At 47.1% G+C, this 14,659-nt stretch carries 6 protein-coding genes; all 6 read left to right on the forward strand.

Features of this window, described 5'->3' with window-relative positions; genetic code table 11:
- The first annotated feature begins 341 nt into the window (after positions 1 to 341).
- Entirely contained in the window at positions 342 to 5,276 is a 4,935-nt protein-coding gene (locus GX135_07760; protein NLN85973.1) for a DEAD/DEAH box helicase, read from the forward strand.
- 260 nt (positions 5,277 to 5,536) lie between these two features.
- On the forward strand, positions 5,537 to 6,607 hold the full coding sequence (locus GX135_07765) for a Fic family protein (GenBank protein ID NLN85974.1): 1,071 nt from the start codon (positions 5,537 to 5,539) through the stop codon (positions 6,605 to 6,607).
- A gap of 30 nt (positions 6,608 to 6,637) precedes the next feature.
- Complete coding sequence (locus tag GX135_07770; GenBank protein NLN85975.1) at positions 6,638 to 9,502, forward strand: DEAD/DEAH box helicase; 2,865 nt, start codon at positions 6,638 to 6,640, stop codon at positions 9,500 to 9,502.
- Positions 9,503 to 9,657: 155 nt separating this feature from the next.
- Positions 9,658 to 10,029: a four helix bundle protein gene (locus tag GX135_07775; protein NLN85976.1), complete on the forward strand. Its 372-nt coding sequence runs from the start codon at positions 9,658 to 9,660 to the stop codon at positions 10,027 to 10,029.
- Positions 10,030 to 10,112: 83 nt separating this feature from the next.
- The gene (locus GX135_07780; GenBank protein NLN85977.1) at positions 10,113 to 14,309 is read left to right on the forward strand and encodes a hypothetical protein; all 4,197 of its coding nucleotides are present in this window, start codon (positions 10,113 to 10,115) and stop codon (positions 14,307 to 14,309) included.
- Between the two features lie 27 nt (positions 14,310 to 14,336).
- Positions 14,337 to 14,659 (forward strand): hypothetical protein (locus tag GX135_07785; protein ID NLN85978.1); only part of this gene is annotated, 323 nt, incomplete at its 3' end.

Raw genomic sequence — 14,659 nt, forward strand, 5'->3', positions numbered from 1 at the left:
ATGCACGCTATATCGATAGCAAATTCACGATTTTATAAATTCCGTAAAACTGAAAGATATACAAGTGGTCTTCATGCTTAAAGTCTTGTAAAAGGAAAGGTATTCTCATGAATGTTTTCGAGCTTAGAAACAAACTGATTGCGGATTACTGCTCATACGTCAAGGGCTTTATCACAATCAAAGATGATTCGATTAAAGAATTAATTTCCAATGAGCTTGAGGACGGCTTACTCTGGCCAGACCCCCTGATTCAGCTAAGCCCATTCTTTGAACCGGGAGACTCAATTGATGATTTGATTGAGTCAGAAATTTTACATCCATTATGTCGGCAGATATTCAGAATGAAGAAAGATGAAACCGACTTTGGCAAACAGATGCAGCTTCATAAACACCAAACTGAAGCGATAAAACGAGCAGCCCAAGAACAGAACTATGTCCTCACCACTGGCACCGGCTCCGGGAAAAGCCTGGCATACATCATTCCCATTGTGAACCACATTCTTAAAACCGGGAGCGGCAAAGGGATCAAAGCCATCATTGTCTATCCCATGAACGCGCTGGCAAACAGTCAGAAAAATGAACTCAAAAAATTTATAGACTGGGGCTTCAGCTCTGACACAAAACCTGTTACTTTCAAACGCTATACTGGCCAGGAATCAGAACAGGAAAAACTCAAAATCTGCTCGAATCCTCCAGATATTTTGCTGACCAACTACGTGATGTTGGAACTCATCTTAACCAGGCCCAACGAATTGCCCCTCGTGGCAGCCTGTAAAAACCTCAAATTCCTGGTTTTGGACGAACTCCACACCTATCGGGGTCGCCAGGGAGCTGATGTGGCTATGTTGATCAGAAGAACAATAGACGCCGCAAAGGCAGAAAACGTTATCCGCGTCGGAACATCCGCCACATTATCCAGCACCGGTGACCGCTCGAAACAGAATCTTGAAATCTCAAGGGTGGCCACACAACTTTTCGGCAGCAACGTGACACCAGACAATGTGATTGGTGAATATCTTCAACGCTTGACCCCGGAATTTGATTTTTCTGATTCATCCGTTGTCACAAAACTTGCGAACTCGATTGAAAACACACTTAAAACACAGAGCCTGAGTTTTGAGGACATCAAGGAGGACACCTTATTCTCTTGGATTGAAACCACTTTTGGGGTTGAATCCGACCCCCATTCCGGCAGATTATACCGCTCACCCGCAAAATGTATCTGGGGCAAGGATGGTGGAGCAGAAAGCCTCAGCAATATCACTGGAATCGACAGATCCATTTGCCAAAAAGCGATCCAGCATGCCCTGATGTTGGGATTTAAAACAATCAATCCCGCCAATCAGTTTCCGGTTTTCGCATTCAAACTTCACCAGTTTATAAGCAGAGGAGACACCGTCTACGCGTCTCTCGATGAAAAAGAAATAAGACATCTCACGATACAAAGACAGCTATATGTCCCCAACAGCAATAAGAATAAAATCCTTCTACCTTTGGCCTTCTGTCGTCACTGTGGACAAGAGTTTTACACCGTGACTAAGATTTTTGATGACGAAAGAGAAGTATGGCGGCTCCAGCCCCGGGATCTGAATGAACGGGTTTTTGATGAGAATCAGGAAGCGGGTTTTATTTTTGCTGATGATGCAAATGAATGGACGGATGATGTTACCGGTAACATGGATAAAATCCCTGACGAATGGAAGGGCCATGATGGAAAAATTCTCAACAATCGCAAGGAATATCTTCCCAAACCGATCCGTGTGACAGCAGACGGACAGTTAAAAAACACTGGCAGACAGATGTTTTTTCTTGCTGCTCCTTTTCGATTTTGCCCCACTTGCCAAGTCTCATATTCTGCCAATCAAAGAAGCGATTTTGCCAAACTGTCTGCATTAGGTACAGAAGGCAGAAGCACTGCGACCACGATTTTATCCCTTTCCGCAGTGCGTCATATCCGCAACATGGAACTTCCCCCAGAGGCCCGCAAACTGCTGAGCTTCACTGACAACAGGCAGGATGCCTCTCTCCAGTCGGGTCATTTCAATGATTTCATACAGGTCGGTCTTCTCAGAGGAGCCCTGTTTCACGCACTCTCACAAAAAAGCGGCGAGGGAGTAAGACACAGTGAACTCACCCAGCTTGTCTTTGAGAGCTTGAACCTGCCCTTTGAAGAGTACGCTTCAAACCCTGATGCCGGTAAAGGGCTTGCCAAAATGGAAACTGAGCGAGCCTTACGAAACGTTCTTGGATATCACCTGTATCGTGATTTGAAAAGAGGATGGAGGGTTAATGCTCCAAACCTTGAACAAACGGGACTTTTGGAGATTGAATACCTTTCAATTGATGAATTGGCGGGAGATTCCGAGCAGTGGGCTTCCGGTCATCCCGCCCTGGCTCAGGCGGACACGCAAACCAGGCTGAACATTTTAAAAACACTGCTTGATTGGATGCGAAGGGAACTCGCCATCAAAGTTTCCTACCTGGATCAAATGGAACAGGAAAGGATTCTGCAACAAGGCAAACAGCGGCTTATCCCCCCCTGGGGTTTTGATGAAAACGAGCAGACCAGACTGCTAACTCACGCTTCGGTACTCTACCCACGTTCTCGCAAACAGGGAGATTATGGCGGAGACACCTATCTTTCCACCCGGAGCGGTTTTGGACAATATCTCAGGCGTGCAAACAGGTTCCAGAACCACATGCACAAGCTTACCTTGGAAGATACGGGTACAATCATCAAAAACCTGCTGGACGGGCTTTTATCCTACGGGATTATCGAAAAAGTCCGGGATGCCAAAGCGGAAAAAGTACCGGGATATCAGCTTGTGGCCGATTCGATGATTTGGAAAGCCGGAGATGGTTCCAGCGGAGCTTATGATCCCATCCGTCAAACATCTCTTTCCTTGGCTGGACAACCAGTTAATCAATATTTTAAAGAATTCTACCAGTTTGTTGCGGCATCGACGCGTGGGCTCCACTCGAGAGAACATACAGCCCAGGTTTCATACGAAGAACGGGAACGAAGAGAAGATGACTTTCGTAAAGCCACTTTGCCCATCCTATATTGCTCACCCACCATGGAACTGGGAATCGATATCTCGCGCTTGAACGTGGTGAATATGCGCAATGTTCCACCTACACCCGCAAACTACGCGCAACGCAGTGGGCGCGCGGGCAGAAGCGGACAGCCAGCCTTGGTTTTCACCTATTGTTCAACTGGAAGTCCGCATGATCAATATTTCTTTAAACGTCCCGTCAATATGGTCTCAGGATCAGTGGCGGCACCGCAGATTGATCTTGCCAATGAAGATATGTTGCAATCCCATATCAATGCCATCTGGCTTTCAGAAGCCCGGTTGAAACTGGGTAACACACTCACAGAAATTGTGGATATCTCTGGTGAACCACCTAAGCTGGAACTCTTGCCAGATATTGAGAACGCTTTGTCGGATTTTTCCATAAGACAAAGAGCGCGCATCAGAGCAGCCAAAATAATAAGTTCCATAGAAGATAGTTTAAAGAATTCTGTTTGGTTCACACCGGATTGGCTTGACGACACATTATCCCAAATTCCGCTGCAATTCCAAAAAGCTTGTGATCGATGGCGTGGTTTATATAAAGCTGCTCTCAATCAGCAGGAAATCCAAAATAAAATTATCCTTGACGCCTCCAGAAAACAACAGGAAAAAGACCAAGCCAAACGTCTAAGGAGAGAAGCTGAAGCACAGTTGGAACTCCTTACCACATCCAGTGGGGCGATTCATTCCGATTTTTATTCCTATCGATATTTTGCCAGTGAGGGCTTTTTGCCTGGATATAATTTCCCCCGCTTACCTCTGTCCGCCTTTATACCAGGGAGAAGACTCAAGACCGGTAAAGATGAATATCTGTCCCGGCCTCGTTTTTTGGCCATCACAGAGTTTGGACCACGCTCATTTGTCTATCATGAAGGCTCCAGATACATCATCCACCAGGTTATCATGCCCGCCCAGGATGAACAAAACAATGTTGCCACCAGCGCGGCAAAGATTTGCTCCCAATGTGGTTATCTGCATGTTTTGGAAGAGGGCGTGGACAAGCAAAAATATGATAAATGTGAACATTGCGGCAGCGATTTACATCATATTTTATCAAACCTGTTCAGGCTTCAGAATGTGGTGGCGCAACGCAGAGACCAGATAAATTGCGACGAGGAAGAACGCCTAAAACTCGGTTTCGACATCCGCACTACCCTACGCTTCGCGTCGCGATCAGGCCGCCTCTCCTGCATAAACGCAAACATCATGAATGAAAATGACTGTCTGGGAAGATTGACCTATGGTGATTCCGCCATGATCTGGCGCATAAACCTCGGCTATAAATCCCGGCGCCCCGGATTTGTTTTTGACACAGAGCGCGGATACTGGGGAAAATATGATAGTGAAGACCTCGATGATGATTCACCCATGGGCAGATCGAACATCCTGGTTAGCCCATTTGTAAGCGACACCAAAAATTGCCTGTTGTTTGAACCACATTTCGGTGTTAATGATACCATAATGGCATCTCTGCAGGCGGTTCTAAAAAACGCCATACAAAGGGTTTTCGAGCTGGAGGATAACGAATTATCAGCGGAATCGCTGCCTTCAAAGGGTGAAAGAAAAGTAATTCTCTTCTACGAAGCCACAGAAGGCGGAGCCGGAGTTTTGAAAAAGGTGATAGACAACCCAAACTTCAAGCAAGTTATCAGGGAAGCCATAGATATTTGTCATTATGATCCGACCACCTTTGCGGACCTGCAAAAATCCCCACTGGCCAAAGAAACCTGTGAAGCCGCCTGCTATGACTGCCTCATGAGCTATTCGAACCAAACCGACCATGAGTTGTTGGACCGCAAAGCGATTATTGATATCCTGATAAGCCTCTTCAATTCCAACGTATCCCGCTCTTCCAGTGAATTATCACGAACCGAGCATTTTGAAAGATTAAAAAGATTGGCAGGCTCAAGCCTTGAGGAAAAATGGCTTGACCTCATTTACAAATCTGGCCATATCCTTCCGACCCACGCTCAAGCGCTCATTGAATCGTGTAACACCAAACCGGATTATCTATACAGCGATAAATTCGTCGTCATTTACATTGATGGCCCCATCCATGATTCACCGGATCAAGCAAGCGAAGATAAAAAAATAGAGAAATGCTTGGACGATGCTGGCTGGCATGTCATCAGATTCAGGTATGATGATGATTGGCAAGAGATTATAGCCGCCAATAAAAACATCTTTGGGGAGAAATAGGATCATGAATTCCTTTTTGCTGCCAATCCTGTCTCACTGCCTCTACAATCACATTTACCACCAGCTTTATTTCCCATGCAGTTGAATAAGATGTATAGAAAATACAACTTTTGCTTATATATTCTTTTTGATATGTATAGAAAATGCCACTTTCGTATATATGTCCGTCGTGATATGTATAGAAAATGCCACTTTCGTATATATGTCCGTCGTGATATGTATAGAAAATCCGGGTTTAATATACCAATAGGAGTATTTTTATGAGCAGCACACCAAGATTTCTTCCACCTGAAGTTGATTTAGAGACTAAGACAGTCCTAAGAAAAGCAGCATCAGCTCATCGTTATCTGGCAGAATTGAAGGGAATCTCTTCGAGCATCCCGAATCAATCCATTCTGATAAACACTCTTTCTCTTCAGGAAGCGAAAGATAGTTCTGAAATAGAAAACATCATCACCACCGCTGACGATCTTTATCGGGAAGAACTTTTCCCCCAGTTTGCCGAGAATGCTTCCGCAAAAGAAGTGAAAAACTACGCCTCTGCTCTAAAAGCGGGTTTCAAGCTTGTACGAGATAACTCCCTGTTAACCTCCAACATCATTATTGAAATTCACTCAAAGCTGGAAAATCATCGTTCAGGTTTTAGGACCATGCCTGGAACCGAACTGAAAAACGAACAAACAGGTGAAACTGTTTATAGGCCACCACAAAATCCCCAGAATATAGCTGATCTCATGAGCAATCTTGAGCTTTTCATCAATGATGACCACATATATGATGCCGACATTTTGGTGAAAATGGCTATCATCCACTTCCAGTTTGAGAGCATACACCCCTTTTATGATGGAAACGGGCGCACCGGACGTATAATCAACGTCTTGTTTTTAGTACTCAAACACTTGCTCGATTCTCCGGTTCTTTACCTGAGCCGTTATATCGTAAAACACAAAAGTGATTACTATCGGTTGCTCCAAAAAGTGCGTGAGGAAGAAGCTTGGGAGGAATGGATACTATTCATGCTGGATGCAGTGGAATCCACATCCCGTCAGACCATCTCAATTGTTGAATCCATCAAGTCTTCACTTCTTGACTACAAACATCTGATACGAGCCAAGCATAAATTCTATAGCCAGGACCTGATAAACAACCTGTTTTATCACCCTTATACGAAGATAGACTTTCTGATGCGGGATTTGAATATTGGCAGACTTACTGCCATCAAGTATCTTGAAGCCTTGACAGAAGATGGATTGCTTCAAAAAGAGAAAGTGGGAAGATCGAACTATTATATTAATAAAGCCCTTTATGAAATCTTGACCACAGCAGAGTAGAGAAGTAACATGGTTTATAATGATGCTGAAATGATGAACCCACAACGTTTGAAATACTCCATCGGTTCACTCGTCTCCGCCCGCGGCAGAGAGTGGATTGTATTGCCCGAATCCACAGATGAACTCATCATCCTGAAACCTCTCGGCGGCAGCGACGATGAGATCACCGGCATCCTGACCGCTCTGGAAACGGTAAAACCAGCCTCCTTCAGTTTGCCAGACCCTTCCCAGTTGGGAGATTACCAATCCTGTCGATTGCTGCGTGACGCGCTCAGGCTGGGTTTCCGAAACAGCGCCGGACCTTTCAGAAGCTTCGGCAGGCTGGCGGTTGACCCCAGACCCTACCAATTGGTGCCGCTGATAATGGCCTTAAAGCTTGATCCCGTGCGGCTTTTGATTGCCGACGACGTGGGAATCGGCAAAACCATCGAGGCTTGTTTGATTGCCAGAGAACTGCTGGACAGAGGTGAAATATCCAGGTTTTGCGTTCTCTGTCCCCCTCATTTGGCGGAGCAGTGGCAAACCGAGCTCAGCTCAAAATTCCACATCGATGCCAAGATGGTTTTGGCAAGCACGGTGCGTAAACTGGAGCGCAATTGCCGCGCCAACGAATCCATCTTCGAGGTCTATCCTCACACTGTGGTATCAATCGATTACATCAAAAGCGATCGCCACAAAGCCGAGTTCCTGCGCACTGCACCCGAGCTGATTATCGTGGACGAAGCTCACACTTCCAGTTTTGATGATTCCAGAAACAGTAGCCGGCATCAGCGCTATGACCTCATAAAAAAACTGAGCCAAAACCCTGACCGTCACATGCTTTTGGTAACCGCCACACCCCACTCTGGAAAAGAAAACGCCTTCAGGTCCCTTTTAAGCATTCTGAACCAAGACATTGCCAACTTCCCCCCAGATTTAACCGGAACAGAAAACCAGCATTATCGCCGCGTTATCGCCCAATATTTCATCCAGCGCCGCAGAGCGGATATCACAAACTACCTTCAGGAAAAGACTGTTTTCCCCAGCGTTGAAACGAAAGAACACCACTACAATCTCTCCGAGCCCTATCGAGATTTATTTGAAAAAGCCCTCGACTATGCCCGCGAAATTGTCTCCGACCAAACAAACAGCAAACACAGGCAACGCGTGCGTTGGTGGTCTGCTCTGGCTTTATTGCGCGCTCTGGCATCCAGTCCCGCTGCGGCAGCCGCGACGATGCGCAACCGCAGCGCCACTTTGGAGACAGAGTCCATCTCCGAAGCAGACGAACTGGGCAGACGCCTCATCCTGGATATTGACGATCATGACACAACCGACGCCAGCGACATCCTGCCTGGCAGCGATTCCACATCGGAAACTGATGAAACCACGCTCAGCCGCCGCAAACTTCTGGCAATGGCAAAAGCCGCCGACGCCCTGCACGGAAATCAAGACGCGAAGATGCTCGGTATTTTACCATATCTGAAAGATCTGATTAGGGATGGCTTCAGCCCCATCATTTTCTGCCGCTTTATCCAGACCGCGGAATACCTGGCGGAGCAACTGCGGGAACGCCTGCCAAAATCCATCCAGATTGCTTCCATAACCGGGCTTCTGCCACCGGAGGAACGCGAAGCCCGCGTCTTGGAGATTGCTCAATTCCCTTCCCGAATTCTGGTCTGCACAGATTGTCTTTCCGAAGGCATAAACCTCCAGGACCATTTTGACGCGGTCATTCATTACGACCTCAGTTGGAACCCAACCCGCCACGAACAGCGGGAAGGCAGGGTGGACCGTTTTGGTCAGCCCCACCCCGTCGTCCGCACGCTCACATATTATGGAAGGGACAATCAGATTGACGGCATCGTCCTGGACGTGCTTCTGCGAAAACACAAACAAATAAAATCCTCCCTGGGAATCTCCATCCCCGTCCCAGCCGACACCGAAGCCGTTGTGGAAGCCATCTTCGAAGGTCTTCTGCTGCGTGAACAATCCGGAAGGGGAGATCAGCTCCTCATCGACGGATTCGATGAACTCTTCAAAGAAGACAAACAGAAACTGCACAACGCCTGGGATCTTGCCAGGGACAAAGAAAAACGAAGCCAAACCATGTTTTCCCAGATGGGTCTTGCCGCCAGAGTGGATGAAATCAAATCCGAGCTCGATTCCATCCGGGATTCCATCGGCTCCCAGCTTGATATCAAAAGTTTCGTCACCCAGGCTCTAACACGCTACAACGCTGTGATTAAAGAACAAAATAACTCCTTCCAGATTGATCTGAGCCACGTCCCCACACTGGTGAAGGAAAGCTGCGGCTATCTGCCCGACAAAATCCGCGTCAGTTTCGATCTCCCTGTGCGGGATTCAGAACTCTATCTAGCCCGCACCCATCCTGTGGTTGAAGGTTTGGCAGACTTGGTGATGAGTTCTGCATTGGACGCCGAAAACCCCCATTCCATCGCCAAGCGCAGTGGAGTAATCCGAACCATGGCGGTTACACGAAAAACCACCCTCCTGCTCTTTCGATACCGCTTTCACCTCACTCAAGTTTTCCAGGATAAAACCCATCGCAGCTTGGCGGAAGATTACCAAATGGTGGCTTTCACTGGCACCCACGAAAACCCGGAATGGCTGACGGATGACGAAGCCAAAGCCCTGCTCAACGCGCAAGTCTCGGACAACGTTATTCCTCAACAGGCCCTGACCCAGATCGTACGTGTGATTGAAAACTTCGCGTCTCTCTCGCCCCATATTAATAACTTTGCCCACCAGCGCGCCTCCGAGCTGCTGGCTTCCCATCTAAGAGTGCGGGATGCGGCAATGCTGAAACGCTCACAAAAACCGGAAATAAAGCCCGAACTTCCACCGGATATTCTCGGCATATATGTTTATTTGCCTGGGAGCACAAGTGAGTAGTAGAGTGGTAAGTAGTAAGTGGGAGTTTTCTGAGAACTCTGAAGCTATAAACTTCAGAGTTGCTTCAGAGTTACAAATCAGGATTCCTCAAACACATACCAATCCATTGATTAAGCCTCCTAAGATTTTGCATTTCTCAGCAGGAAGGAGTAGATATGAGTAATCAATCCTATCAGGACCTTAACGTTTGGCAAAGAGCCATGACTCTGGCAGAAAAGGCATATTCGATCACTGCATCTTTTCCGAAAAGCGAGATGTTTGGGCTTACAAACCAAATCAGGAGAGCATCAGCATCTGTCCCAGCTAATATAGCAGAGGGCTGGGCAAGGCACAATAAAAACGAATTTGCTTATTTTCTCAGAATCGCACATGGAAGTTTGCGTGAGCTTGAATCTCACTTAATCCTATCTTCCCGAATTAAGTTATGCGATCCCATATCAATAAACCCTATCCTGGAGGAGATCACTATCATCAGCAAACAGCTTCTATCATTCATGCGACATCTCAAAGGTGATAAACATGCATAACTCCACTTACTCCTCACCACTTACCACTTACTCCTCACCACTTACCACTTACTTCTCACCACTTACCACTTACTGGAAACCCCATGTCTAAACGCTCAACCATCTTCAACACCGTCCGCACCGAAGGCGCCATCCTCCCAACCGATTTATTGCAAAGAATCGTCAGCGGAGACGCTACCCTGGAAGGCCTGAACCCCACCGATTATCATCTCAGTCCCGGCGAACGCCTGGGTGAAGCCGCCACCCGTTCCTGGAACCGGCTCATCGGCGTTTGGCACACCTTTCGGGAAACAGCGGATGTTTTGCCTGCTGAGGCCATCGGCACCAGGGAAACCCGTGAACGCTGGCTGCTGCCCCTTTTCCACGAGCTTGGATACGGCAGGCTTCAAGCCCAAAAATCCATCGATATTGAGTATAAAAGCTACCCCATCAGCCACAAGGCTGCCGAGCCCGTCGCCATCCATCTGGTCAGCTATAAATGGGATTTGGACAAACGCAATCCCATCGCCAGGCGCGAAACCAAGCTCTCACCCCACGCCTTGATGCAGGAATTTCTCAACCGCAGCCCCCATCATCTCTGGGGTTTTCTCTCCAATGGCCACAAACTGCGCATCCTCCGAAACAACGTCTCCCTCACCCGCGCCGCGTATGTGGAATTTGATTTACAGGCCATGCTGGACAACGAAAGCTACAGCGATTTCTTTCTGCTTTTCCTGCTCTGCCATCAATCCCGGGTGGAGGCAAAAACCGAGGATTCCGACGGCAATCCGGCCCCCCACGATTGCTGGCTGGAAAAGTGGTTTCACACCTCAATCAAGGACGGCGTGCGCGCTCTGGACGAACTGCGCGACAACGTTCAATCCGCCATTGAGTCCCTCGGCGCGGGATTTCTTTCCCATCCCGCCAATTCCGCCCTGCGCGCCAAACTGCGTGATGGAGCCTTGAGCCTGCAGGATTATTATCACCAGGTTTTGCTGCAGGTATATCGTCTGCTCTTTATTTTCGTGGCGGAAGACAGGGATTTACTCATCCCCACCGACACCCCCGAAAATGTGAAACAAACCTATCTCGATTACTATTCCACCTACCGCATCCGCGAGCTCGCTCTCCGCAAAAGAGGAACCCGCCACAGCGACCTCTGGCAACAGCTACTTCTACTTTTTACAAGCCTCCACGCGGGCAATCCAATTCTCGGGCTGCCCGCCCTGGGCTCATTTCTTTTCAGCACGGATTCCACCCCGGATTTGGCTGATGCCGCCCTTGCCAACAGTGATCTCCTCCTCGCGGTCAGATATCTCTGTTACACCCATAAAAACAAGCTTTTCCAAGCCATCAACTATCGCAATCTCGGCTCTGAAGAACTGGGCTCCATCTATGAATCCCTGCTGGAAATGCATCCGGAGATAAATCTCAATGCCGCCTATTTCAGTCTGAGCATTGTTGCCGGTTCCCAGCGCAAAACCAGCGGCAGCTACTACACACCTTCTTCCCTGGTGAATTCTCTCCTCGATTCGGCTCTGGAACCGGTAATTGCCAATGCAGTAAGTGGTAAGTGGCAAAACGACAGCAGCGAAACTAACCCTCACTCACCACTTACCACTCACCACTTACCACTCACCACTTACCACTTACCACTCACCACTCACCACTCACCACTTACCACTCACCACTTACCACTCACCACTTACCACTCACCACTCACCACTCACCACTCACCAGAGAACGCTCTGCTTGCTCTCAAAATCTGTGACCCCGCCTGCGGCAGTGGACACTTCCTGATCTCAGCGGCTCATCGCATTGCCAAACGCTTGGCTGCCATCCGAGCCGGCGAAGACGAGCCCGCCCCCTCCCTCATCCAAAACGCCCTGCGCGATGTAATCGGAAATTGCATCTACGGGGTGGATATCAATCCCATGGCGGTGGAGCTTTGCAAAATCTCCCTCTGGATGGAAGCCCTCGACCCGGGCAAACCCCTCACTTTTCTGGACCATCATATCCAATGTGGAAATTCACTTTTGGGCTGCACCCCCGAACTTTTGGAAAACGGTATTCCCGACGCCGCCTTCACCCCGCTCACCGGTGACGACAAATCCGTCTGCGCGCGCTACAAAAAACTGAACCGCGACGAAAGCAAAGGTGATGTGATTGATATTTTCAGCAGCGAAGGTGAGGATTGGCTCAGCAAGCGGGAATTGCGTCCCGGCTTCGACACCGTGAACCAGATGGCGGATGATGATTTTCAAAGCCTGCAGGCCAAGGAACGCGGCTACGCGGATTTCATCCAGTCCCCTCAATATCAAAATGCGAAATTTATCCACGACGCCTGGTGTGCCGCCTTTATGTGGATTAAAGATGGCGCTTCCCAGCGTCCCGAGCCCATCACCCACGGTATCATGGAACGCATCAAGAGCAATCCTGAAACCGTGAACAACGCTATAAAGCAGGAAGTGGCACGCCTGGCAAAACAGTATCGCTTCTTCCATTGGCATCTCGCCTTCCCCGACGTCTTTCCCGACACAGTTTCACCACCTCGCCATCTCGCTACCTCGCCATCTCCCCAAACTGCCACCTCACCATCTCGCCATCTCGCCAATTTTCCATCCGGCTTCGATTGCGTCTTGGGCAATCCACCCTGGGATATGATCGAGAAAAAAGATAATGATACTGATATTAAGATAAGTGAAATGGCACATACTCAGCATTTTATATCCGCATCTGGTAGATATCCTCTCACCTCTGGAAACAGAAAGAATCTATTTGCTATCTTTGTTGAATTGACGCTAGGACTAATAACTTCTGAGGGGAGATGTGGTTTGGTTGTGCCAACGGCTATTGTAACTGATAACCCCACTGAGTTGCTCAGTAAACACCTAATAAAGGATAAGTTGCTGATTTCGCTATATGATTTCGAAAACAGAGGAAATGATTATAGAGAAAAATTCTTTGACAGTGTACACCCTCAATACAAAATATCTTTAATAACTATCGCTGGACATCCCTTAAGCACCAACGCAAGGTTCGGATTCTATTTGAACGATTTACACGCCATCAAAAACGAGTATTTCATTTGGCAGCTTGGTTTTGAGGAAATACAGGAAGTTTCCAAAACACGATTTTCAGTTCCCAATTTCAAAAATAAGATTGATGCATTATTATATGTTAAGATTGCTCAAACCAGCACTACGCTACACGATCTAAACCATATTATAAAATCAAGATTATTCTATAATTTCGATACTGCATCTAAGCGTGTAAAAATCCGCTACGACAGCATTGAATCGCTTGAAAGTTATATAGTAGTTTATGAGGGTGAGTATTTTCACACCTTCGACCATAGATTTGCCACACAAGCTAACCAAGCTGTTCGTGCGACAACATCATTGGAAAAAAAAGATCCTTATTTCCGATCAAATACTTTGTATTGGGCTAGAGAGGCTGATGTTCAAAAGAGATGGATTGAATTGGCTGGTTTTTATCCACAATGGTACGTTGCATTGAGAAGGCAGGCAAGCACGACCAATGAAACCACTAGCATAGCTGCCATATTGCCAGCCTCTGGAGCAGAAGGAAGTGTATCTTGCTTCTTTGGACAAGACTTGAATTACATTCTTGGGGGATTCTTAGCTTCATGTTTCAACTCATACTGCTTCAATTATCTACTAAGGTTGAGACAGGGTGGCGCGAACGTCAGCAAATCCATTTATGACCAGATACCAATTTGCAACATGCTTAACGCTATTGTTAACGAGTATAACTCCAAAAGATTTGCTGACACTGCATTGAGTCTTGTTTTAGAATTGGCATATACTTCTTACGACCTCCAGACCTTCGCTGTTGATTGTGGGTATTTTGGACCTCCTTTTATCTGGGACGAGGATCGGAGGTTCGAAATCCGCTGTGAACTGGATGCCCTCTATTTCCACCTCTACCTAGGAACTCAATCAGACTGGCAGGCTCAGAGCAGCAAAAACCTACTTTCTTATTTTCCCACACCACGACAGGCTGTAGATTACATTATGGAGACATTCCCAATCGTAAAACGTAAAGACGAAAAAGAATATGGCGAATATCGCACCAAGCGCCGCATCCTGGAAATCTACGACCAAATGACCCACTGTCTCGCCACCAACACAGAATATCGCTCCACTCTCGATCCGCCACCCGGGCCTCCTTGCGCCGCGGACGGCAGCTTCATTCCGGTGGAGAAGTGGGATAAGAATAATTGGCCTATACATATACATATTCTTTTTGACCAGTTAACAAACTACTCAAGTTGGTAATAAACATTAAGTTACAGTGAGGAATACATGATAGACGATATTCAAGATAAATGGGAAAGATTCTTAAATCCTGATGAGCTCAAACCTTATCTATTGTTTTGCTCTGTCTTTATTACATGCTATGAAATGTTGAAAGAGACTTTGATTAATAGACTAGTTGTTTTCTATTCTGAAGGCTTTAACAAATCTGGTTTTAAAACGGGGACTAATTATAAAGAAAAAGTGCTGTCACTGGATGATAAAAAGAGGCAATTACAGGCATCTATCAATTGGCATAAACAAAACTCAATTATCGACGAAAACGACATAAAGGCGTTTGAACGAATCACCGATTGTAGAAACACAATAGC

This window comes from Candidatus Cloacimonadota bacterium (genome assembly GCA_012522635.1).
GTDB lineage: Bacteria > Cloacimonadota > Cloacimonadia > Cloacimonadales > Cloacimonadaceae > Syntrophosphaera.